General features: G+C 67.6%; 25 protein-coding genes. 7 read left to right on the top strand and 18 right to left on the bottom strand.

Annotation, left to right across the window (positions count from 1 at the left end; translation table 11 throughout):
* Positions 1-172: 172 nt before the first annotated feature.
* The 3 genes from FHS42_RS07885 to FHS42_RS38130 all read right to left on the bottom strand — a co-directional run bounded on the left by FHS42_RS07885 (position 173) and on the right by FHS42_RS38130 (position 4,003).
* Positions 173-2,287, bottom strand: a complete 2,115-nt coding sequence (locus FHS42_RS07885) for a neutral/alkaline ceramidase (protein ID WP_184570244.1) — start codon at positions 2,285-2,287, stop codon at positions 173-175.
* A gap of 309 nt (positions 2,288-2,596) precedes the next feature.
* Positions 2,597-3,229, bottom strand: coding sequence for a TetR/AcrR family transcriptional regulator (locus FHS42_RS07880; RefSeq protein ID WP_184570242.1), 633 nt, complete (start codon positions 3,227-3,229; stop codon positions 2,597-2,599).
* Positions 3,230-3,619: 390 nt separating this feature from the next.
* Positions 3,620-4,003: a cold-shock protein gene (locus tag FHS42_RS38130; protein WP_184570240.1), complete on the bottom strand. Its 384-nt coding sequence runs from the start codon at positions 4,001-4,003 to the stop codon at positions 3,620-3,622.
* A 194-nt stretch (positions 4,004-4,197) separates the two neighbouring features.
* Between FHS42_RS38130 and FHS42_RS07870 the strand changes: the two genes are divergently transcribed.
* Positions 4,198-4,434 carry a hypothetical protein gene (locus tag FHS42_RS07870; RefSeq protein ID WP_184570238.1) on the top strand — a complete coding sequence of 79 codons (237 nt, stop codon included), beginning with the start codon at positions 4,198-4,200 and terminating at the stop codon, positions 4,432-4,434.
* Here FHS42_RS07870 and FHS42_RS07865 read toward each other — a convergent pair.
* Together FHS42_RS07865 and FHS42_RS07860 are read right to left on the bottom strand one after the other, a co-directional pair.
* Positions 4,413-5,042, bottom strand: coding sequence for an HAD family hydrolase (locus tag FHS42_RS07865; RefSeq protein ID WP_184570236.1), 630 nt, complete (start codon positions 5,040-5,042; stop codon positions 4,413-4,415). The genes FHS42_RS07870 and FHS42_RS07865 overlap by 22 nt on opposite strands.
* Before the next feature lie 424 nt (positions 5,043-5,466).
* Positions 5,467-6,969, bottom strand: a complete 1,503-nt coding sequence (locus FHS42_RS07860) for a hypothetical protein (protein WP_312866793.1) — start codon at positions 6,967-6,969, stop codon at positions 5,467-5,469.
* A gap of 837 nt (positions 6,970-7,806) precedes the next feature.
* Here FHS42_RS07860 and FHS42_RS07855 point away from each other — a divergent pair.
* From FHS42_RS07855 to FHS42_RS07845, 3 genes are all read left to right on the top strand, one after another.
* On the top strand, positions 7,807-9,051 hold the full coding sequence (locus FHS42_RS07855; RefSeq protein WP_184570232.1) for a helix-turn-helix domain-containing protein: 1,245 nt from the start codon (positions 7,807-7,809) through the stop codon (positions 9,049-9,051).
* A 195-nt stretch (positions 9,052-9,246) separates the two neighbouring features.
* Positions 9,247-9,681: a hypothetical protein gene (locus FHS42_RS07850; protein ID WP_184570230.1), complete on the top strand. Its 435-nt coding sequence runs from the start codon at positions 9,247-9,249 to the stop codon at positions 9,679-9,681.
* A 44-nt stretch (positions 9,682-9,725) separates the two neighbouring features.
* Positions 9,726-10,229 carry a hypothetical protein gene (locus FHS42_RS07845; RefSeq protein WP_184570228.1) on the top strand — a complete coding sequence of 168 codons (504 nt, stop codon included), beginning with the start codon at positions 9,726-9,728 and terminating at the stop codon, positions 10,227-10,229.
* Positions 10,230-10,330: 101 nt separating this feature from the next.
* On the opposite strand, the gene FHS42_RS07840 is transcribed toward FHS42_RS07845, so the two are convergent.
* Positions 10,331-10,534, bottom strand: coding sequence for a hypothetical protein (locus tag FHS42_RS07840; protein ID WP_184570226.1), 204 nt, complete (start codon positions 10,532-10,534; stop codon positions 10,331-10,333).
* The gene (locus FHS42_RS07835; protein WP_184570224.1) at positions 10,531-10,869 is read right to left on the bottom strand and encodes a hypothetical protein; all 339 of its coding nucleotides are present in this window, start codon (positions 10,867-10,869) and stop codon (positions 10,531-10,533) included. The genes FHS42_RS07840 and FHS42_RS07835 overlap by 4 nt, the downstream gene beginning before the upstream one ends.
* Positions 10,870-11,041: 172 nt before the next feature.
* Between FHS42_RS07835 and FHS42_RS07830 the strand changes: the two genes are divergently transcribed.
* Complete coding sequence (locus tag FHS42_RS07830) at positions 11,042-11,314, top strand: winged helix-turn-helix domain-containing protein (RefSeq protein WP_184570222.1); 273 nt, start codon at positions 11,042-11,044, stop codon at positions 11,312-11,314.
* 212 nt (positions 11,315-11,526) lie between these two features.
* Here the strand turns inward: FHS42_RS07830 and FHS42_RS07825 are convergent, their stop codons facing one another.
* The 7 genes from FHS42_RS07825 to FHS42_RS07795 form a co-directional block, all read right to left on the bottom strand.
* Complete coding sequence (locus tag FHS42_RS07825) at positions 11,527-12,408, bottom strand: methyltransferase domain-containing protein (RefSeq protein WP_312866769.1); 882 nt, start codon at positions 12,406-12,408, stop codon at positions 11,527-11,529.
* 289 nt (positions 12,409-12,697) lie between these two features.
* A complete protein-coding gene (locus FHS42_RS07820) occupies positions 12,698-13,561 on the bottom strand; it encodes a radical SAM/SPASM domain-containing protein (RefSeq protein WP_184570218.1) in 864 nt (287 codons plus the stop codon).
* Positions 13,562-13,735: 174 nt separating this feature from the next.
* Positions 13,736-14,095: a hypothetical protein gene (locus FHS42_RS07815; RefSeq protein WP_184570216.1), complete on the bottom strand. Its 360-nt coding sequence runs from the start codon at positions 14,093-14,095 to the stop codon at positions 13,736-13,738.
* On the bottom strand, positions 14,092-14,295 hold the full coding sequence (locus FHS42_RS07810; protein WP_184570214.1) for a hypothetical protein: 204 nt from the start codon (positions 14,293-14,295) through the stop codon (positions 14,092-14,094). The genes FHS42_RS07815 and FHS42_RS07810 overlap by 4 nt, the downstream gene beginning before the upstream one ends.
* Positions 14,292-14,630 carry a hypothetical protein gene (locus tag FHS42_RS07805; RefSeq protein WP_184570212.1) on the bottom strand — a complete coding sequence of 113 codons (339 nt, stop codon included), beginning with the start codon at positions 14,628-14,630 and terminating at the stop codon, positions 14,292-14,294. The genes FHS42_RS07810 and FHS42_RS07805 overlap by 4 nt, the downstream gene beginning before the upstream one ends.
* Positions 14,630-15,175, bottom strand: coding sequence for a hypothetical protein (locus FHS42_RS07800; protein WP_184570210.1), 546 nt, complete (start codon positions 15,173-15,175; stop codon positions 14,630-14,632). The genes FHS42_RS07805 and FHS42_RS07800 overlap by 1 nt, the downstream gene beginning before the upstream one ends.
* A gap of 47 nt (positions 15,176-15,222) precedes the next feature.
* Positions 15,223-15,393 (bottom strand): hypothetical protein, encoded by a 171-nt coding sequence (locus tag FHS42_RS07795; RefSeq protein ID WP_184570208.1) that lies wholly within the window; start codon positions 15,391-15,393, stop codon positions 15,223-15,225.
* Positions 15,394-15,531: 138 nt separating this feature from the next.
* Here FHS42_RS07795 and FHS42_RS07790 point away from each other — a divergent pair, with 138 nt between their 5' ends.
* A complete protein-coding gene (locus FHS42_RS07790; protein ID WP_312866768.1) occupies positions 15,532-16,368 on the top strand; it encodes a helix-turn-helix domain-containing protein in 837 nt (278 codons plus the stop codon).
* A complete protein-coding gene (locus tag FHS42_RS07785; RefSeq protein WP_184570206.1) occupies positions 16,365-16,580 on the top strand; it encodes a DUF397 domain-containing protein in 216 nt (71 codons plus the stop codon). The genes FHS42_RS07790 and FHS42_RS07785 overlap by 4 nt, the downstream gene beginning before the upstream one ends.
* A 58-nt stretch (positions 16,581-16,638) precedes the next feature.
* On the opposite strand, the gene FHS42_RS07780 is transcribed toward FHS42_RS07785, so the two are convergent.
* From FHS42_RS07780 to FHS42_RS07765, 4 genes are all read right to left on the bottom strand, one after another.
* Positions 16,639-17,034: a hypothetical protein gene (locus FHS42_RS07780; protein WP_184570204.1), complete on the bottom strand. Its 396-nt coding sequence runs from the start codon at positions 17,032-17,034 to the stop codon at positions 16,639-16,641.
* Between the two features lie 34 nt (positions 17,035-17,068).
* Entirely contained in the window at positions 17,069-17,443 is a 375-nt protein-coding gene (locus tag FHS42_RS07775; protein ID WP_184570202.1) for a hypothetical protein, read from the bottom strand.
* Between the two features lie 330 nt (positions 17,444-17,773).
* Positions 17,774-18,583, bottom strand: a complete 810-nt coding sequence (locus FHS42_RS07770) for a sigma-70 family RNA polymerase sigma factor (RefSeq protein WP_184570200.1) — start codon at positions 18,581-18,583, stop codon at positions 17,774-17,776.
* 514 nt (positions 18,584-19,097) lie between these two features.
* Positions 19,098-20,951, bottom strand: coding sequence for a DNA polymerase (locus FHS42_RS07765; protein WP_184570198.1), 1,854 nt, complete (start codon positions 20,949-20,951; stop codon positions 19,098-19,100).
* Between the last annotated feature and the right edge of the window lie 63 nt (positions 20,952-21,014).

Genomic DNA, 21,014 nt, shown 5'->3' with positions numbered 1-21,014 from the left:
ACAGCGCCTCACGGGGCGTCACGGTCCGCGAAAAAGCCGCGGGGCGGGAGACCCCCTGCCAGGAGTCCCGCCCCGCGGCTGGCCCCTCCGTCCACCACGACTCTCGTGCGGACGGCGGCCGGTCAGATGGCCACCTGGGCAGGCCGGTCAGCGACGTGGCCAGGGAGCGCGGTTAGTGGACGGTGAACGTTCGGGACGTGCCCGTGAAGGGGCTGATGTCGCCGCCGAGTGAGCGGGCGTCGCCGTGGTGCGTGATGCGGTACTCGCCTGACGCTGCGTCCTTCGGGATGTCCCAGCTCAACTGGGCGGTGGAGACGGCCAGATACGCACGTTTCCAGCGGTACACGGTGGACCAGTCGTTGTCGGTGGCCACCGTGCGCCAGCCAGCGTCGGCCGCGGCGTCGCGGCGCTGCACCTCAAGGAAGGTGCCCTCGGTATGCAGGTCGTTCTTGGGGTGGCCGGTGTAGAAGGTGGCGGTGGCGCGCTCGCCGCGCCGGTAGCTGTCGGCCGGCTGGTCACGTACGTCGCCGAACGCCTTGCCCGCGGGCGGGGTGTCCAGCACCACGCCGGGCTGGAAGCCGAGTTGGCGGTCACCCTGCCATGGTGGGCGCACCGTGCTCGGTGTCGCTTCCCCGTCTCGCAGCGCCCTCGCCAGCTTTGCGAACTCCTGCTGATACGCGGGCAGGGTGTAGCGGCCGAAGTGGGTGGAGGCGCCCTCGTAGTGCTGGGCGTCGTACTCCTGTGGCGTGGTGACGTACTGGCTGTACGCGTTGGAGTAGCCCGCGAAGACCGTGTGCCGCGCGGAGCCGGCGCCCAGTTCCGCGGCGACCGTGTCGGTGACCCGGTGGCCCGCGGCAATGGTGAACTCGGCCGGGGCTGCCGTGAGGGTGAGCTGTCCGATGCGCACGATCTGTACGGGCAGGATCTGCGGCGTCCAGGACGGGTGTTGCGCCCCGGTCGCCAAGAAGACCGGCTTAGGCGCCTGGCACCGGCGCAGTTCCGCGGGCGCGGGATTGAGCACCGCGCCGAGGCCGACCACCAGCGGGTTGGCCCTGAGATCGCCCTCCTCCACAAGGTCGGGCCCGGGGCCGTCCTCGGCGCCGGCCGTGAACGCCTGGCCCAGCGCCGCCTGGCAGGTGCGGTGCGGCTGGCCGTCCGGGGTGTAGCCGCCCGCGACATCCACGGCGGAGAAGTCCACGTAGCGCTGCCGATGGTCGATGGGACCGCGCAACTCCTCCGTGGCGCCGTTGAAGAGTTCCAGTGCCTTATCGGCCTGCCGCTTCCCGATGATCTTCGTGTTCTCGAACTCGTCGTCGGTCGGGCCGTGTGCGCCGCCGTCACGCAGGTTCGGCGACATGTCCCCGGCGTTGGTCTGCGCGAACGCGGCGACGAACCGTCCGCGCTCGTCCGCGTCCACGCCGTAGGCGTCGTGTTCGACGCGGTACGCGGCATAGCCCTTGTTGTCCGCGCTGATCAGCGTGTTCTCGGGGGTCATGGATGTGGCGTGGGTGGGAAACCAGCTCAGCATGCCGATCGGCCGGCCGCCGTGCTCGAAGCGGAGCACGGTCATCCGGGTGTCCACCTCGCCGGGGAAGCGGGCCCGTTCGGCGGCCGGGTTGCGGCGGAAGGCCTCCGCCGACCGATTGACGTTGGCGTCGTGCAGATCGCCGGTCGCGATCTTCACGGTGCCTGGGGCGCTGTGGGCGTCGGCGGAGACGATGGAGGCGACGATGCCCGAGACGATGGCCTCGTAGGTCTTCTTCTGATAGCCGAGTGTGGTGAGGTTGTAGAGCACGTGGTGCGAGTGACCACCGGGGCCCGCGTGCGTGTGCGTCGCGGAGAGGGTCACATTGCTCTCGGTGTAGCGCGGGCCGAAGCGTTCGGCGAGCCTGCGCAGCACCTCCTGGTGCACGCCCTGCATGATCATCCCGGCGTCGGCGCTGACGAACACGGCGCGCTGACCGCCCGGTTGCTCCACCACGAAGGCGCGCGCCCATTGCCGGGTGTGGATGCCGGAGGTCTGCTGATCCAGCCGGGCATACCCCATCATGCCGACCTCGGCGGCCTCTCCGGTGATGTCGGCGATGCCCACGCCGACCCGGTATCCCCGGTCAGCGGCGGCTTGTTGCTGCGTTGCCTGGCCGCGCTCCGTCCGCGCCGCATCCGCCGCCGCTGGCCCGACCGCCGCGAGGCCGGTAGCGGCCACGAGCGCGGCAACCAGCCCACCGATTACGGCTCGTACGGTCGCGTTACGGGCAATCGCCCGGGAATGGCGGCGGCTGCGCATGGGGCCGGTTTGAGGGCCGCGAGGGCGCAGGCCGAACGACGGACACAACGTGCGTAAGGACATACGCGGTGCCTGACTGTGAGGGGTGAGGTGGTAATCCCGTACGGCCGGAAGGACCGCCGGCCGGCGCTTGCGGCCCAGAATGAGACCGTGGTTACTCCCGGGTCAATATGGCGTCAGGGGAAACCTGAAAACCTTCTCCACTTTCCGCCATCGGGCATCCAGCCCCCTGACTCCCCCGCGTCCCGGCGTTTCTCGGCCGGGCGGTTGGCCGAGGGCGGCTGGCCGGGGGCGGTTGGCCGCAGGGGCTCACGCAGGGTGTGCCGCGGGGCCCGCCGCCCCGGTCCTCGCGCCGCGCTCGAAGATGCCCTGCACCACGCGGCGCGCCTCGGCGAGTACGGCCGGATCACCTTGGTCTGGGTCGCGTTCAAAGGCGAGCTTGACCAGGGCGTCCCCCGCGGCAACGGCCATCAGCAACGCGGTGCGCAGCCGCTCGTCCACGGCGACCCCGAATTGCTCGCCGACCAGCTCGGCCAGCCGGTCGGCCACCACCTCGTCATTGCGTCGCCCCTCAGCTAACAGCCGGTCGTCGGCCACATCCCCGAAGAGCACCATCCGGAACCCGACGTCGGCCCGCGACATCCGTACGTACTCGTCGAAACCGGCCGCCGCCGCCTCCCACCAGTGCGCGAATCCGGCGCCCTCCATCAACCGCTCAAGCCGGGTCAGGAACACATCGAGGTTGCGGGCCGATGCCGCCCGGAAGACCGCCCTACGGTCAGCGAAGAAGCCGTACAACGTGGCCAGGCCGACCCCGGCCCGCTCAGCGATCCGGGTGGTGGTGGCCGCCGCGTACCCCTCGTGCACCACCAGCGCCACGGCGGCGTCCAAGATCCGGTCCACCTTCTCGCGGCTACGGCGTTGCCGCGGCTCCCGACGCAACGGGATCAGCCACTCCTTCGAGGCTGCTGACGGATGAGCCGGGCCGGCTGGCGGACGGACCGGGGAGGCTGACGAGCGGGCCGGGCCGCCTGACGGACGTGCCGGGGCGGCTCGCGGGAGCTCCGATGGCTGGGCGTTCATCCACCCATCTAACCGAAGGGTGCTCGCACTGACGATGGCCGAGAAACGAGAAAGATTCTCCGAATAACACTGCGCCCGGTCCGCGACCCGGCACGGGCCCGGCGTGCTGTGGTCAGCCGCCGGGCCCGAGAAAGGACGGGCTCGCTCGAGAGCCAGTCCGATGAACGCTGCTCGCGCGAAACCGGCTCAATAAGTGCTGCTCGCGTGGAGCCGGCTCGATGAGTGCTGCTCGCCTACCTGTCGATCTGCCTATACGTCGAGCTGATCTGCCACCGCGCGCAGCATGCCCGCAATCGTGTGGCCCTGGGCCTTGTCGGGGTAGCGACCGCGTTCAAGTTGCTGAGTGACGTTCTCTAGGAATGTCGTCAAGTCTTGAACGATGGAGGCCAACTCATCGGGCTTGCGCCGCTGGGCCGCTGCCACGGAGGGCGTGGGGTCGAGGATAGTCACCGAAAGTGCCTGGTCACCACGGTTTCCGGCGACAACCCCGAACTCGACGCGCTGTCCTGGCTTCAGCGCTTCTACGCCCTCTGGGAGCACCGACGAGTGAACGAAGACGTCACCGCCATCGTCACGGGAGAGAAAGCCGAAGCCCTTCTCACTGTTGAACCATTTGACCTTGCCGGTAGGCACGTCTGTCCTCGTCCTCGTAACTCGTCGGGAAACTACGGAAAACAGCTCTGGATAGCACTACAGCGGGTCGCAAGACCCGCCGTCACCAAGGCTAATGGTCCGGAGCCTGGTGACAAGACGTACCCGGGTCGTTCCTGCTCCGTAATGACCCGACAGGGTCCCGCCGTCGCAGGTAGGGGACCTACCCTGGTCGTGTGAGTAATGAAACTTCCCGAACTGGGGATCTCCTGGTCCGCATCGGCGCCATCGTCTTCCTGGTCGGCGCGGTGGGCACACTGGCCACAGTGACCCCGCTGCTGCTCGGGCTCGACCGCCTGCCGACGCCCGCCTACTTCGTGTCGATGCTGATGGGCGTCGGCTTCCTGATCGCGACCGGCGGCCTGCTGTCGTCGATCGCCGCACAGCGACGTCAGGCCAGGTCAGCCACGTAACCACGCCACCAAGCGGGAAATTCAGTCAGGTCCGCGAGCACCACATCGGCCCCGGCCTCGCGCAGCTCGTCCGCGTCGCAAGGGCCGGTTGCGACCGCGACCGCGAGCGCCCCGGCGGTGTGGGCGCCGCGTACGTCTCCGATGTGGTCACCGACGTACACGCTGGCGCCGTACTCATGCAGCGCCTCCGCCTTGGCCTCGGCCCACAGCCAGCCGATGACGGCGTCGGGCCGGATGCCGAGGTGTTCCAGATGCAGCTTGGCGTTGGGCTCGTGCTTGGCCGTGACGACGATCGCCCGACCGCCGACAGCGACGCCACTGGCGCCCGCACCCGCGCCGCCGCCGGGGCCGTACTGCTGGACCGCGGCAATGGCTTCGTGGGCGCCCGGCAGTGCCGGGGTAGGGCCGATGGCGTGGGCGGGATAGAGCTCGCGGTAGCGGTCGCCGACTGGCTGAATCTGGTCGTCGGGGAACCAGTGCGCAAGCTCCTGTTCGAGCGGCGGGCCAAGCCGGGTGATGGCGAGGTCCGCATCGATGAACGTGCCGGTCTCCGCGGCCAGCGCCGCATAGGCCGCCTTGATCCCGGGGCGGGAGTCGATGAGCGTCATATCAAGGTCAAAGCCGACTGTGAGGACCGGAACGGGGCCGCCTGGGCGCGGCTGCGGGCTGTGCTGTTGCGGGCTGGGGGTCTGCGGGCTTCGCTGTTGCGGGCTTTGCTGTTGCGGGCTTTGCTGTTGCGAGCTGGGGGGTTGCGAGCTCTGGGGCTGCGGGCTCTGAGGCTGCGGATTCGGTTGCGGATTCGTCCGCTGCTCGGTGGGCTGCCGCGGGCTCGGCTGGGAGGGTGGGGACGGCCGCGGGGCGGGCTGCCGGCGCTGGTGCGGGTTCGAGGGCATGGCCGATATTCTGCCGTGGCACGCCGCCCGCACTGAGCGTCACCTAACCGCAGGCCCGCGAGTACCCGTACCGGGGTGCCTGGTGCCTGGTGCTTCGGGGTCGGGGAAGCCCTGGGATCTGAAACCGTGGGGTTCGAAGTCACCCGACCGGTCGCCGTCGAGCGCGCCACACCAGATACAGCGCCGACCCGATCGCCGCGGCCCGGATGACGCCCGGGGTCGTACCGTCAAGGGCGTCATCCATGCCGCCCTCCGCGATGGCCGCACCCCACCGCCCCTCGGAGCGCCCCCACAGCCACACGAGGCCGCCGAACACCGCGAGGCTGGGAACGCCGATCGCGGCGAACTTCGCCTCGTTACGGGAGAGGCTGCGGGTGTTGTACGCGAGCACCCAGCCCACTCCGAGCGCGATCCAGCTACCGAACGCGGCACCACCGACCAGGGAAAGCGCGGCCACCACCGGCAGCCAGGCAACCGAACCGCCGCCCGCACCGCTGTCACCCTTCGCCTTCGCGCCGCCGCCACGCCGCGGCAGCAGCATCCGCCGCACCAGCCCACGGCGCTTGCCGCCCCCCTCATCGACCGCCGCGCCGTCATCCGCGCCTTCGACCGTTTCGGCGTCCTCGTCCTCGGCGGGGACCTTTTCGACGGGCTGTCGGCCCGGGTCGGTGGGGGGATGAAGGAGCTCGGGCAGCTCAATACCGCCGACGAAGCCGTCCATGTAACCGGCCCCGGCCCCCTGCGGCGCGAAGGGCCCGCTGCCGTCGAACGGGCTGATGTCCAGCGGCCCCGGTTCCGTACGCCACCAGTCAGGGGCTGACTGGCGCGGGCCCAACTCGTCCTCACCCGCGAGATGCGGCGGCGAGGCGGCGTTGGGCGGCCGAACCGGTGGCCGCGGCGCGGGCACCCGCGGCGACGCGGCGAACCCGCCCCGCCCCGCACCGTCCGCCTCGCTGGCCCTACCCGCCGCGTTAGCCCCGTCTGTCTTGCTGGCTTCGCCGGGCCTCGTCTTGCGCAGTCCAGGCCCGCGCCGCCCCTCGCGCCCTTGTTCCGTGGGCTGCTCGGCCCACGGGTCAGGGGTCGCCGGCCGTACGGTCTGCCCGGGCGAGCCGCCCGCGTCGCGGCGCGGCGAGGAGGTGAACCTGCCGGTCAGGCCGCTGGTCAGGCCACCAGTCAGGGACCCGCGCTCGGTGAGCCGGGACAGCTTCTCCCGAGCGGCGCGCGCCGCCTGATCGGCCACCGAGGAGAGCCCGGCGAGCCCACCGCGGTCGGGGCTGGCCTCACCCCCGGCGCGCCCGCTGCCACTGTCGGCGGCATGCCCCACACCCGCGTACCCCGAACCGGAACCCTGCGCCGGGCCGACGTCCGCGCCCGCTCCCTCGCTCGGGGCGGCTCCAGCGGCCCCAGCAGACCGACCACCGGCCGCCGCGACCACCTCCGCCGGGGTACCGATCTTCGCAAGCAGCTTCTTCACGGCGGCGGGACTGTCACCACCCGGCGCGACGGCACGACGCCGGTCGATATCGGCCCGCACCTCAGAAACGAGCCGCACCCGGTCACCGGACAGCAGCCCTTGCCGCTGGGCGAGGTCGCCGACCTTGCCCAGATAGTCATAAACGAGCTGATCGCTCTCGATCCCCACCAAAACCCCAGCGAACTCGCAATGTTGGCGCCCCGGACGGTTCCGACGTTACCGTTCTATCCGCTCTCCGGCGGCTCAGCCGCACCTCTGAGCTAGCCCGTTTTCCGCCTGGGGCGGGCTTCGGCGCGCATGCGGCGGGGCTTCGGCTGGGCTGGCCCGCGCGCCGCGCGTCATTTCTTGCGGCAGAGCGGCGGCGGGCCGCAGCCCGACAACTCCCGCATAGTGGGCCGCGCTTACCTGCGGGGCCCCGGGCGGGTAGACGGGTGGGAGCATGGGCGCAGGCGTAAGGCGAGCGAGCGCACATGGGCGCGACGTTGACGCTGAGCGCGGGAGGGGGCGGGGCGGTATGTCGCGGTGGGGCAGTATGTCGGAGTTCGCGGAAGTGGGTAAAAACTGGGCTATGGCGCGGTAACGTCGCAGGTGGCGAACTGTGGTCCCCGCGCGTGCGGGGGTGGTCCCACGAAAATCAGGTTTCGAATGTAGCTTCCGACGTGGTCCCCGCGCGTGCGGGGGTGGTCCCTTTTGCGCCGCGAGCTTGTCCTTCGTCGCGAGGTGGTCCCCGCGCGTGCGGGGGTGGTCCCTCCGGTGCGTCGCGCGCATCCGGCCGCTCCTCGTGGCCCCCGCGCGTGCGGGGGTGGTCCCGCGCTGTGCACCGCCCCGTGATCGGTCGGGCTGTGGTCCCCGCGCATGCGGGGCTGGTCGGACTGCTTGGCTCGGCCCTCTTCGTCTGGGCCCTCGCACCACGCTGAGGACTCACCCCATGCCTCTCATGGAATCATTACCCTGGCGGGTATATCCCTGGAAAAGGGGGCTCAAGTGCCGGACTTTCATGCAGAAATGACCGCAGACATGACCTTTGGTGAGCGTGTCCGCGACCTCCGTGAACGCCGCAACCTGACACGCACCGCTCTGGGCGGACTCGTGGGTCGCGGGCCCGACTGGGTGAAGAAGATTGAGCGAGGCGAGCGCGACTTACGATCGCTGGTGCTTCTCCTGCGCCTGGCCCGCGCGCTGGGATGCCAGGATCTCGCGCAACTCACGGGCGGGGCGTCCGTACCGGTGCTCGACGGCGGCAAGGTGACTCACCCAGGCGTGCTAGCACTTCGGCGCGCGATAGTTGAGGCTCCCCTCGGCGCGTTTTCCGCCGACACCGACGCCGCACTTGGCGACATCAGCCCCGCCGAGTACGCCGGACGCGTCCAACTGGGCTGGGAGATCTGGCACCGGGCCAGGCGGCAGCGTACGGAAATCTCGAAAATCCTGCCCAGCCTGATCACTACTGGACACGCCCTCGAACGCACCGTGCGCGACGACAGCCCCCAGCGCCGTCAGGTAGCAGCGACGCTCACCGCCACATACGCACTGGCCCAGCAGTACGCGGCGTACACCACGGAACCAGAGCTGTACTGGATCATTGTGGACCGGGCGCGTATGTGGGCTGAACAGGCGGACGACCCCCTCACCCTGGCAGGCGCGGCGTGGGTGGTGGGCCACGGGTTGCGGGCGCAGGGACACACTGACGAGGCCCTGCGCATGGCACGGAGCGCCGCCTCCGGGCTGCGCGACCTGCTGGAGACTGGTGACGACCAGACTCGGGCGATGTACGGCGCCTTGTGCCTGCATGCTGCGGTCACCGCGGCGGAGGACGCCCGGGAGGGGGAGGCATGGCATGAGCACGATGAGGCGGCCCGCGTAGCCAAGACGCTGCCGCGCGGGTACGCGCATCCCTGGACCGTGTTCGGCAGTGGCAACGTGGCGGTCCACGCTGTGACACTCGGCGCACAGCTACGGACACCGGGCACCGCACTGCGGCGCCTGGAAGACGTCACAGACCCGATGAGCATTCCCTCGACGGAACGTCGCTCTCGGCTGTATCTCGACGCAGCGAAGGCCGAGCGTGCCCGGCGCGAGCTGCCGTCCGCTTTGCAGTACCTGCGCCTCGCGCACGAAACATCGCCGGAAGCCGTGCGGTTTGTGCCGTCCGGGCGAGCCTTGGCTACTGACCTGGCCCGCACCATCACCGGCCCACTCGCAGGCGTCGCCCGGAGCCTGGCCGACACGGTTTCACAGCCCAGCGAGTAACCCACACGGTGGACAGGAAAAGGGACAGGGCGTCCCCCTAAATCAGGGGGGACGCCCTGTCCCCGCTCCAGGCGTTTTGCGGCCCTACGGTCAGAGAACGCCCCAACTTCGTTACGCGGATACATCGTTCGCGAGGGGCTGCTTACGGGCGTGGGGAAACGCCCGCACCGAACAGCGCCTGTTACTGGAGCGATCATGCCCACCGAAATCAGCACGTCCACCGTCCCGCCCCATGACTGGATTCCGTCCGGTGGCGGGGTGCACTGGTCCAGGGTCGGTGACCTCGGTTGGCACACGCTGACCCTGTCCACCTACCTCGGCAACCGCGTCCTCGCCCACCTCGGCGAAGCGAGCGGTGCGGTCATCCAAGAGGACATCGGCCGCCAGATGACCTGGCTGACCGAGCCGAACGCACCAGCCCTCCAACACCTGTACGACGACGACAACATCACCATCTCCGGTGACGACAGCTCGTACGTCTTCGTACCCGGCATGACCCGAACCGACCTGGTGTGGTGGCGAGTCAAGCCCACCCCCAAGCGCCTACTCACCGACGCGAGCCACCTCGCCGACGCCATCACCACCACCCGCGCTGGACAGACCAATCAGGCTACTGGGGGTGTGGCATGACGGCATCGAGCAGCACATGGTTTCCCCCGCCCTGCGATGAAGTGATGATGCTGCCCGCAGGCCGCGAATGGGACGCCATCCGCACCAGCACAGCGGTCGCCGAGTGGGCATTGGAGTTCTTGGACGGCGGCGAGGACAACAGCGCCGCGATCATGGACCCGGTCCGCGACTGCGTCTACTGGCTCACGCCCAAAGGCACGGCCCCACGCGCCACCCTCACCTCCTGGCAACGGTTACGCCCCCACGTCACCCTCATCACCGGCGAACCGGCCGAACACTACGTCGGCGTACCACCCGCCCACCGCCGATTCGGCGCCGGGTTGCACTGGCGCATCCCCCACAACTGGTCCGGCCACTACCTGGCCCACCCCTACCTCCTGGCTTCCTTCCTCGCCCCGGCCGTCATCCACACCCACGGACCCGAAGCCCTCACGCTCCTATGCCCCCTATGCGACCAGGAAGTAGACCGCGCAACAGCGGTAAAGATCACCGGCCGCCGCCACCCCAACGACCCCGTAACAAGTCAGCTCACCGTCCACCCCACCTGAGTAGACCCTACACCCTGTCAACTTAGAAAAGACCAGGTCAGCGCAAGAAAGGGCCCCGCCCGGCACGTGGCCGAACGGGGCTCTTGCCTGTCTGTGGGGTGTTAGATGGTGCCTATCTCGTCGTCTGGGCTCGGGCTGGGCACATAGCGCGGTGCGCAGTCAGGGCAGGCGTACAGGGCCACCCCGGGGCCGCTTGCTCGCTCGGTGTAGCGAACTTCTATCGGCGCGTACGTGAGGCGCTTGCACCGTAGGCAGGTGGCGCTGCGCCCGTTCTGCGGCGTGCTGGATGGACTCTCGGCGGTCATGCGCTCACCCAGTCTGTGAACGCCGACCTCGGGAAGGGGGCGCCGGGGTAGGTGTACGGGTGATCTTGGCCGAGCGTGGCGAACTCGACGGCGCGGCGGCGTTCCCGGATTTGGCCTGCTTCCCGCACGAGTAGCCATGGCCCGACGCGGTGGCGCCACGGCGACGGAATCGAGCGAGCGAGGACGTGAACGGGGATCGGGGTTGTCGGGGCGCAGATGACGGGGGGCAGGGTCACCGGCTCGGAGGCGGGCGCGTGGAGTGCTGTGTGTCGCCCCCGGGCGGGCAGCAGTAGCCGCAGCACCCATATAAGGGCGCGGGATATAAGGTCTCGCATAGTCGTTTCAGCTCCTTGAAAGCTGTTTCGGCGAGCCTCGGCGGACCGGTCCTACGCGGTCTGTCGGGGCGCTTTCGTTGGCAACGCTAGTCATCTCCTATAGGTACGTCTAGATACGTTCTCAGACGTGCTCGGACGGGTTGGGACGTACGCGGGCGTCTAGGCTCGGCCCATGCCGACGAGCGTGATCGACTACGAGTCCCCCGACCCGCCGTATCGGCAGATTGCCGCGGACCTGATCGCGGACATAGAGAACGGCAACTTGGCCGTGAATCGGCGGGTGCCGAGCGAATCCGCGCTTATGCAGATGTACGGGGTAGCTCGTAACACGGCTCGGCATGCCGTGAGCTATCTACGAGATGAGGGGTACGTCTATACGCTTCCGCAGCGCGGGACATTCGTCCGCGAGCGGTGCGAGCCCACCGAGTCGGGTAATGCCGATTGAGGGGCAGTGCCTTGCCTGCTACGCGGGCCCCGGCTCGGCTGCCTCGCGTGCGTAGTGAGGGGCATGGGATGTGCCGGGGCCGCATTGAAATTGGCCCACCCCGACCCCGCGGTCCGTCCAGCGGAGAAGGGGCGGGGGCTTCGAGGTGTGCGTATCCGGTCGGGGGAACCGCCCGCCCGCCGGCTCACGGGTGCCGGACGGGCGGACGGGGCTTATCGGTCGCCTAGAGCGCCACGCCAGTTCCCACGGGAGAGATGGCAGACACCGTCCGGTGTGATGCGCAATCGCGCTCCGAGCAGCGGCAGCAGCCCTTCCGCGTTCAGGCGGTCACGGATGCGCTCTAGCGCCGTCCACAGTCGTTGCGGTCCGCCCTGGTGGACTTCCGGCAGGGTGGTTCCCTTGGCAGATGCTCGGGCCCATGATCCGTCCGCGTGAACCATGTAGGCGGTGCGGGTTCCACTTTCCTCGGCGTAGCCCAACTCCACCCCCGGGGCGGTGACTTGGAGCATGGAAGCCAGTTCCCACGCGTTCGGCATGTCCACCACGGGATAGCTGCCCGTACTGCGGTCGTCGCCTTCCGCGCTCCGTGCGAGGGCGAACAGCTCGGTGAGGGCCGGCGGGTAGTCGTCGCCCGAGCGCGTGAGCATGAACCCGGCGGTATCGCGCTCGACAACTCCCACCACGTCACCGTTTGAGCGCTTCCACCCCGTGAGGATCAGGCAGGTACGCCCGATGGTGGTTGCGATCCTTCCGCCCAGTGCCAGTGCGGCTACAACGGGGGCGAGCCCGGGGCCGGCGGGCAGCCCGACCGTGGAAACGATCCGGTCGTACGTGCCGGGCACGTGATCCGTTGCGTCCGCTGTGACGAATGTGGGGTGCAGCCCGAGCCGTGCGAGCCGTTCACCTGCCGCACTGGTCAAGTAGGGGTCCACGTCCAGGCTGGTCACGTTTCGGTCTCCTATGCGTTGTGCCGCATAGGCGGTGAGCCCGCCCGCTCCGGTGCCCAGATCGAGGAACGAAAGCCCGTCCCCGAGCCGCCCATGTCGAAGCATCCGCACGACCAGGCTCGGCAGCGTGGCGGAAGATGTGGTCATTCCTTGGGGCTGGTCGCCGGGCTTTGCGTGGTCGGCGTGGTGCGGACCGACGCGTGTGATCAGGGAGCGATCCGCGTACGCGGCTTCCATCCACCGTGTGTGGTCGCCGGCCCCGTCCCGCAAGTGCCACCCTCCGTTTCCGTCCCGTTCCCACCAGCGGGGCACGAGGTCATGGCGGGGTGTCGCTGCTACTGGCGCGCGCCACCGAGAATCCGGGTCGGTTACCTGGTCGGCGAGACGTACCGCGTGCTGTTGCCAATTCATGCGGCAACCTTTCTGTGAGTGCGGGTCACTGCGGGTCGCATGATGGCGTGTTCGCCGGGTCGCAGTCTCCGGAGTCGTCGGGCGTGCACGCGTTCCTTACCGGAAGCGGGACACTCGCGGCGAGCTGTGCCCAATGCTCCCCGCCGAGTAGGTCAGCGAGTCGCGTTTCCCGCACGTTGCCCGCCGGGAAGTCGCGCGAGAGCACGCAGCCGGCGAGATCACCGTTGGGCAGAACGGCAGCCCGTCCGCGGGTGCACCGCCCGCACATCTCATCGAGAGTCGGTTTCCACCCGGGCAGTGCCGCACGCCCAACCGCACGCACCCGGTCCGTGTTGATGCGCTGGACCCCCATGGATTCCAACTCGGCACGCGCTTGGGCTACGCGCTGGCCCGGCAGGATGTCCACGATTCCGGCCCGCAGCGTGACGCCACGGTTGACCGCTCCCCGGATGTTGCACCGGGTCCGGACGTAGCTACCCTGACGCCCGGTGATCTTGTCGTGTTCGGCGGGCTCGTCGCTGTAGTAGCTCGTCGCGAGCGTCACCCCCTGGCGGGCGAACAGGTCCCACCAGTCGGGGGCGACGTGAAACAGGTTGCTGTAAATCTCCACGCGGAGCCCGAGCGAGAGCCCGAGTTCGGCGAACCCGCGCCACTGCGGGTGAACGGTCGGCTCACCCCCGATGAGCTGGATGGTACGGATGCCGAGTCCGGCAGCGTCGATGATGACCGCTCGCCAGTCCTCGGGCGACATGGTGCCATGGGACGCTTGGGGGCTGGACTCAGACAGGCAGTGTGTGCACGTGAGTTGGCATTTACCCGTGATCTCCAGTTCAAGGGACTGGATTCCGGCAACCGGTTCGCGGGTCGGGGGCTCAATGAGCGTCGTCATGCTGTGTTCCTCCCATGTCGTTGGGCGGTACTTGGACCCGTCCGACTGCCACCGGTCGTTCCAAAGGGCGGCCGGACGGGGGCTAGTGGGTAGTCGCCGTAATCGCGTCACACTCGGGGTCATCCACGCCCCATGAACACTGCGGGGGTGATCGGAAGATGGCGGGGGCGGGCGCTAGTCCGATGCCGGCTTACGCTGAAACAGGTGCGGCCACCGCTCGAACAACTCCTCTTCGGCTGCGGCGCGTGCAGCCTCATCGGTGGGGTCCGTGACTGCCCACTGGTGGGGGCCGCGGTGGGTCACATAGAAGGAGCACGCGTGCTCGCCAGGCCCTCCGACAACTGCGCACCACCGATGGGCCTCGAAGCGGTAGCCGCTCTCTGACCAGCGGTAGTAAACGGCACCCCAGGGGTCTAGGTCGTGGACGAGAGAGGCATGGTCATCATCGTGTAACTCGCCCAACTCGCAGAGATAAGCGGTCCCGGCGTCAGGGACATTAGCGATGCCGACGGCTGTGCACTGCAACGTCATCACGGCCAACTGCCACCCCGTTGCACCGTGATCCGCACGCCGTGCAGGAGGGTCACGGACCCGTCTCGGAGTACGAGCGTGGTCCCGGTCTCAGTCCGCCGCACCTTTTGGATGGTCCGCACCAGCTCACCGAGGGTGATGCAGTCCCCGGCACGCGCTAGGCGCACATCTACCACCTGCCGGATCAGTTGCCTACCTGTCATGACGCCTGCTTGTTCAAGCGTGCGAGGGCGTGTGTGTAGTGGCGGGTCCACAAGTGGTTCATCTGTGTCAGCGCAGCGGTTACCAAAAGGCGCAACGCGGGGGCGGCGGTGGGCAGGCGGAGCGGCGGTTGGTCCTCGCAAAGGTCAGCAGTACCGAAGGCGGATACGTGAAAACGGGCGTGTCCGCTGTGGGCTCGGTGGGTGGCCATCCACACGTCTACCTCGGCGATGGTCAGCCTCTCGTCCGCCTCGGCTTCGCACTCGTCACCATCCCCAAGACAGAACGCGGCGTATCCGTGGGTGTGGGTCTTCCAGCGGCGCGGCAAGGGGATCATCAGCGGCTCTCCTTCCCTGGCGGGATGGTCACCGCGGCACACAGGGCGCGCGTCATCACGTCGCCCAGTTCCGTCCGGGCGGCCCACCGCCTGCTGTGCGGCACGGCGTGACAACGGCACGGGCTCAGTTCGCCGTCCGCTATCCGCGCATCCACACCCGAGACCCACCCGCCGTCCACGACCAACGTCATGCGCTCGGGGCGAAAGTCGGTGGCAAGTACGCGCTGGTAGTTCGGCAGTTCCAGCCCGACCGCGTACGCAGCCCGCGCTGCCGCGGATAACAGCAGCTCGCCGGGGCGCAGGATGACGCCCGGCACCTGCCATGAGGTCGCACCCTCGCGGGTCAGTAGGACCTGCGGCAAACCGCGGGTCGTGTCATCGGGGGCCTCGGGGTCCAGCGGTTTCCACACCATCAGACTCACGCGGACGTGAGGGGCGCCCGGGATCGTCTGTGCCGGGGCGGCTGTGTGCTCGCTGTCCGCGTCGCAGAGACCCACCCTGGTCTCCAACTGGTCAACTTTGGCAACGAGTTGGGTCAACTTCATGTCTGCCGGTTCGGGCGCGGGGGGCCAGTGATTAGGTTTCTCCACAGTCAGCTCCCCTCACGGCGACAGTCGGGGCACCGGCACTCCGGCCACCGGAACGGGTATTGATCATCGAGCCACTGAGCGTCCACGTCGTCGGAGTTGATGGTGACCACCGTCGCTCGACAGTCCCTAGGCGCATCCTCACCGGGGCGCTTGCGGTAGATCTTCATGCTCATCGCGTGTTCCATTGCCGGCACCCCTCGCCGCGCCTGTGATCACCAAGTGTGATCGTTCCCCTACAGCGTTGCCGGTATCTTTGGCTCATACAGGGGGGTCCGGCTCTCCAAGTAGCGGTGTAGGGAGAGGGTGTTGATGTGAGCTCAGCCACGACGGCGGCGGCAGCAGATGCGGGGCTGTCTCCACAGGAGTTCTACGGTAAGGAGCTGGCACGACGTCGCGAGGCGAAGGGGTTCACGCAGGAAAGCCTGGCTGAGCGCATCTTTATCTCGGCCCAGATGATCGCCCATTGGGAGGCAGGGCGACGACGACCCCGAGCGGAAGATGCGCGGCGACTTGATGAGGTGCTGGGGACTGACGGGCTCTTCTATCGGATGCGTCGCGACCTGGTCGAGTCGCGCTTCGCGGACCACTTCAACGCGGCAGCTGAGCTGGAAGGGGAAGCCACCCTTATCAGGTTGCACGGGATCACGCTAGTCCCGGGGCTTCTCCAAACGACGGAGTACGCCCGCGCCGTCTATCGGGCAGGAAGCGCCAATCCCGACCCCCGTGCAATCGAAAAGCTTGTGGACGACCGGATACAGCGCGCCAGCCTGATCAGAGAGCCAGATGGGCCGATCGTGTGGGCCATGCTGGATGAAGCCGTGATCCGCCGACAAGTGGGGAGTAGGGCCGTCATGGCGGAGCAGCTTCAACACATCGCCGATCTCGGTCGCCGAGGTCGTGTGCGAGTTCACGTGCTCCCCTTCGACCGGGGCGCGCACGCGTTGTTGGAAAGCATGCTCGTCCTCTTGGACTTCTCAGATGACCCCGGGGTTGCGTACGTCGAAGGTCTGCGGACGGGACGGTTGCTAGACGAGCCGGGGGTGGTCGATGACTGCCGGGCTGCATATGCTTTGGCCTTGGGAGATGCCCTGTCGGCGGACGAGTCGATGAGTCTGTTGGAGATGACGGCGGAGGAGTTTCAGCGATGACCAGTGACGATGCGCGTCTGCGGGTGACGACGTGGCGCAAGAGCAGCTACAGCGGTGCGAGCAACGGCGACTGCATCGAAATGGGCGTTGGTGTGCCGAGCGCCGTCCCCGTCCGTGACAGCAAGGACCCGCACGGCCCCGCCCTCGCGTTCGACGCGGCGGCCTGGTCGGCGTTCGTCGCCGGCATCAAGGCGGGCGAGTTCGGCGCCTGACCCGCCAACACGCAAAGAGCCCCGCCACTCGTTAGAGAGTGACGGGGCTGTTTGTTGCCTACAGCACGTGCGGGAGCACGTTGTTCGGGCAGATGTGGCGGGGCTCGCGGAGCCGGTCGCAGCGGGTCCACGGAACGCCGCTGGACACCCAGATACTGCCCTTGGTTTGCCAGCAGCCCATGCCGTACATGTGCTCTACGAGGTCGCCGGGGCCGCGAGCGATGACCCGGAAACGCGGGGCTTCCTGCGGTGTTGTCAGTCGCATGAAGGTAGCCCCGAGCGCCAGCATGGCTTGTCGCAGTTCTGCGCAGGTGTAGGCGTCCGTCCAGGTGGCGGGGTCGGGAATGTCCAGTCCGATTGCCCGCGGTGATATCCAGATCGGTGCGGCATCCATGGTGCTGGCGACTACGACGTACAGGTCTATGCGCGGTGACTTGGGGCGTGGGTCTTGCATGGTGCGCTTCCTTGCGTGCGGGTTACTGGTGTGCTTATGCCGCTATGCGGTAGTGGGCACGTAAGTGCGCGTCAGACCCCACGCACGTCTCAGGTTGCTCATGGGTGCAGGCGGTCCACGGGTCAGATACCGGCTCCCATAGGCCCGTGTCCGCGTCCCGAATCCACTCGACGAACGCGCGGATGCTGCCGCGGCCATCGCGGGCGAGCAGCCGGAACCCGTGGTGTCCGCGCAGGAGTCGGGACGCGATGCCGGCATGTGAGCCGACGAGTAGGCCGAGCACGCCACAGGGCACGCGGTCGTCTCCGAACGTCTCGGGCAGTTCGGGGCAAGGGGACCAACCGTCGCCGATCGTGCTCCCTGGCACGATCACGGTGGTCCGCACATGCAGAACGCGGTGTGTGATCATTCGACTACAATAGTACGTGGGTTCGAATATGGCATGCGCATATTTTTTGATCTTTCAGGCAGTTGTGAACTGTGGAACTACGTGTACCACACGTTTCCGGCCAGTGGCCTGAACACGTGATCGGACTCACATGCGTCGATTGCCCGGATTGCTACCGGCCGTCCGTCTGGGGATCGCGAGGCGTCCGCCACCCGTTCAGCAACGCGGCAGCTTCGCCTGCCCGGCGGGTCACGGTGGCGACGGTCCGCCCTTCGGCGCCCCGGACGTGGATGTCCACCAGGGCCCCGCACTGCGTGATTTCGACGGTTCCGCCGTCGCTGGTCGTCAGGGTCACCATGTGCGTGCGCCCGCCCGGTACAGCTCGGAGAATCGTTTCTGCCCCTTGGCGCGCGCTTCCTTCACTGCCTTGACGGTGACGCCCATGTCCTCGGCAAGTTCCACATCCGGGCGTTCGCTGTAGTCGGCAACCGGTGATATGCCGTGGCTTGCCTTGAGTACGTGACGCTGCCGTTCCCCCAACGCACCTAGCGCGCAGTGGACTTGGTCTCGAATCACCGTGCACCTGGTGGTCTCGTAGTCGCGCGTGTCGAGCAGATCGGCGGGGACGCTCGCCACTGCTGCCACCACGTCCCCCATGGTCATGTCGTCGCCGTGCTCGTCCACACCGTGGGGGCGGTCGAGAGAGTCCACGCCGAGCCAGGAGAGCAGCGCCGCATGTGCCCGCCCGGGGCTCATCTTGCGCGGTCCCATTTCCTCGGTTGTCGCGACGCGTACCGCGTCGTACGGGTCGCCGAGTGCGAGGGCCAGGGCAAGTTCGAAATCCTTCGCGGTCTGTTCGCTGACCCCGGGGTTAAGGGTCTGCTGTCGGAGGTCCCGCATTGTGGTGTGCAGTTCGCGTTCTATGTAGGCCATGAACTTTGCGCCTGTCTCGCCCTTGAACGTTGAAAGGCACTTCCAGACGGTTATGCGCCCTGCTTGCGCGAGATCTTCGGCCAAGTGGTGATCTGTTCGGCCGGCTCCCGTCGCGTAGCCGTGGGCCCGCTGACTGACGAGCTTTTCCGTTTCTGCTATTACGGCGCTCACCGCGTCGATGTCATTTTGCTTGGCGGCGGAAATAATTTTGGTGGACAGGTACGTCATGGGGGCATCGCTCCGCTGGTTGGGGCTCTGCTCCTTGTGGGGAGCGGAGGTTGCCCGGAACGGAGCGCACGGGGTCCACAAAGGGCCCGTCGCCCTGGTCAATGCGCATTAGAAAAGGGCATAGAAATGCCCCGTCCCGGGTTAGCAGGACGGGGCTTGCGCATTGCCTTTATCGCTGCGTGGCGTCGAATTTAGAAAGGCCAACAGCGAACGGCAATGCGTGTATTACTGATTATTTAGGGTGATAGACCAACAGGTCGGGCATGGTTGCGCACTGTGTTGACATAAAGCGTCGCGCAGCGTCACGCTGTTGACTCGGGCATACAGCAGACGCAGTATGCGCAGCGCGATCAGATGCGGCGGCGTCATCCTGTGGGAGGAGAATGATCACCGAGCGGGACGCAGCCGTAACCCGCGGCCGTGCAACTCGCGTGGCCTCTTGTGGGTCTAAGTAAAAGGCCCTTCCGCGAATGCTGTGCGTAACGGTTAGAGCAGTCGGCGGGACGGACTGTGACTAGTAGTCGGCCCCATACAGCGAGCCCCATGAGCGTCCGCCTATCTCGGCATGGGCCACAATGGGCACACCATAGAGATCCATCGTCATGCATCGCTCAATTTCTCGGGCGATATCCGCGGCTTCCCGTTTCGGCACCGACGCCAAAAGCTCATCGTGAATCGGGAGGCGACAGTATTCGAGCAATCCGGCTGCTTCGATATTCAGCATGGCTTGCCCAAGAACATCCCGTGCCGCTGATTGGCATGCGTAGTTGACCACGGCGTAACTTCGGTCGCGATCCAGCGGGAGCCGGCGGCCGGTCGCCGAGATGAAAACCATGCCGTTCTGGTAAGCCTGCCGCTGCCACCGCGAGGACGCGCGTTTGATCTCCGGGAAAGCTCGGTCGTACGCGGCTACCGCTTGCGCAATCTCCGCTTCGGTAGCCCCGGTCTGCCTCGCGATGGTTTGAATACCACCCCCATAAACCTTTCCGAATCCCGCGCCTTTGAATACCTTTCTGTCTCGCGGGGTGGCCTTGCCGCCTTTGATGAGCTTCGCCGTATAGGCGTGAATGTCGAACTCGTCGCCACCGTTGACGAAACCTTCGGTCATACGGCGCACCTTGGCGAGGGCGGCCAGAACCCGCATTTCCACGGCTTGAAAATCCGTGGACACCATGACGTGTCCGGGCTCGGCGAGGATCGCGCGGCGGATCACGTGATCGGATGACGGGAGCTGGTGCAGCCCGTCCGTGACGGACATACGGCCTGTCCTCGCGGCGAGCGGCGAAATCGTGGCGTGCAGCCGTCCCGCGGCGGACAGCTTGGTCATGAACCGTTCGGCGTACGTCCCGCCCCACTTCGCCGCCCTTTTGGCCCGAAGTACCGCGTAGGCCAACGGGTTTGGCGTGCGGGCCCCGATGCGCTGCCAGTCTCGGTCAAGGTCCGCGAGGGGCAACAGGACGTGCTTGTCCACCTTGAGCGCGCCCGCGTTGGTCCGGTCGGTCAGGGGCTCGCCCATGGCCGCGAGGGCTTCCGCTACCTGTGCGGGGCTGCCAACCGAGGTGACCCCGTAGCGGGCAGCAATGGCCCCGTGCTTTTCGGCTTCCTCGGCGAGCCGGCGGGCGAGCGGGGCCGCGTAGTCCTGGTCCACCAGCAGCCCCGTGCGCTGCATGACCGCGCAGAGCCTCGCTATCTCGTGCTCGTACGTGACCAGCTCGGGGCGCACGTCCAGGCGCGCGAGTTCCCGCCGCAGCATCGGGGCGAGCCGAGCCGTCAGGACCACGTCGAGGCCGGCATAGAGCAAAAATGTGGGATTGGTCAGCGGGATTCCGGCCCATCCGGTCTCTTTGGTGAATCCGAGTGAGTTGAAAACCTTGGTAAGCCCGCCCTGAGTATCCGGGGCCGCGGGGTCCACCCATTTCGCCGATAGGGGCTTGAGCGCGGTTCCTGTTCCACCCTCTTGGGGCTGCCTCGGATCGCAGAGCGCCGCAAGTATGCGGGTGTCTGTCGTCCACGGCGCGAGGTCTTCCAGCGAAATGCCCGCGCTCTGTCCGAGGACGAGCCAGTCAAACGACGCGTTGTGAATCAGGATTCCCCGGAGCCGGATTAGCGCGTCACGGGCGTAAGAGGCGTGATATCCGCCCCGCTCGTACAGGATCACCCACGCGTCGGACGCGTCGCCGAACTGAACTGTGCGGAGCCGAAACACGGGGCTGAATACGTCCAACCCTGTGGTCTCGGTGTCGATGGCGACAGGGCCCCGCTCCCGTGCACGGTAGAGCCATTTCCAGAACTCGGCTAGGTCTTCCGTTGTTTCGGGCACATGGACGGTCACCAGGTCGCCGGCTACGTCATGCCGTAGTTCGATCACACTTTCCCCCGAAAGCCAAAAAAAGGGGGCCGCCCACCCTGTTCCAGGTGAACGGCCCCGCGT

Source organism: Streptomyces zagrosensis (genome assembly GCF_014203645.1).
Lineage (GTDB): Bacteria > Actinomycetota > Actinomycetes > Streptomycetales > Streptomycetaceae > Streptomyces > Streptomyces zagrosensis.
Note: the sequence above shows the minus strand (reverse complement) of the source record. Positions and strands in the feature narration are given on the sequence as shown.